Genomic DNA, 1,010 nt, shown 5'->3' with positions numbered 1-1,010 from the left:
AAAAGGAGTAGCAAACAAACGGTATACACCAGAGTTCAAGAAAAAGGTCATAGAAACTATGCTGCAGGAAAAATTAAGCTACAAAGAAACAGCCCGTAGATTTGGGACAGATGATAAACGAATTGCGGCATGGGAGAGAATCTATCTGGAGGAAGGGCCGGAAGGCTTTGCGCTGGAGCGGCGAGGACGCAGGAGCACCGGGCAGCCCCGGAAACTGCCAAAGGCATTGGAAGAGGACTTATTAGCGGAGGTGCAGCGGCTGCGGGCGGAAAATGACTACCTAAAAAACTTGCAAGCCTTGGTTTTGGAAGACGAGCGACGCCAGCGCAAAAAACGCAGGTAGTTCAAGAACTGAGGCAAAAACACAAACTGGAAATTCTACTTTCAATCGCTCAACTGCCCCGGGCAACATTCTACTATCATTTGAAACAAATGAATGGTCCAGATAAGTATGAAATGGAACAGGCAGAAATTACAGCCATATACCACGAAAACAAGGGACGATACGGCTGCCGGCGGATTACAATAGAGCTGGATAGGCGTGGCATCCATTTGAACCACAAAACCGTTCGCCGCTTGATGAAAGAGTTGGGGCTGGTTTGTCGTGTTCGGATAAAAAAATATCGCTCTTACAAGGGAGAAACCGGGAAAATTGCGCCGAACCTGCTCAAACGGGACTTCCATGCTGAAAAACCAAACCAGAAGTGGGTCACCGATGTCACAGAGTTCAGCTTGTTTGGAGAGAAACTATACCTGTCTCCCATCCTTGACCTGTACAGCAGCGATCTGGTCAGCTGCACAATCTCAGACAGGCCAGTTCTCAACATGGTTATCTCCATGCTGGACAAAGCATTTGAAACGATACCGGACGGAACAAAACTCATCCTTCACTCCGATCAGGGTTGGCAATACCAGCATAAACAGTACCAAGCTATGCTCAAGAAAAAGGGAATCCTCCAGAGCATGAGCCGAAAAGGCAACTGTCTGGACAATGCCGTGATTGAAAACTT

General features: G+C 47.7%; 2 protein-coding genes. Both read left to right on the top strand.

Annotated elements, in window-relative coordinates; translation table 11 throughout:
• Nucleotides 1-343: helix-turn-helix domain-containing protein (locus D1159_RS18965; RefSeq protein WP_161847129.1), on the top strand; the 343-nt coding region annotated here is incomplete at its 5' end.
• An 8-nt stretch (nucleotides 344-351) separates the two neighbouring features.
• Nucleotides 352-1,010 (top strand): IS3 family transposase (locus tag D1159_RS18960; protein ID WP_161847130.1); only part of this gene is annotated, 659 nt, incomplete at its 3' end.

This window comes from Pseudoflavonifractor sp. 524-17 (assembly GCF_009935845.1).
Lineage (GTDB): Bacteria > Bacillota > Clostridia > Oscillospirales > Oscillospiraceae > Pseudoflavonifractor_A.
Note: the sequence above shows the minus strand (reverse complement) of the source record. Positions and strands in the feature narration are given on the sequence as shown.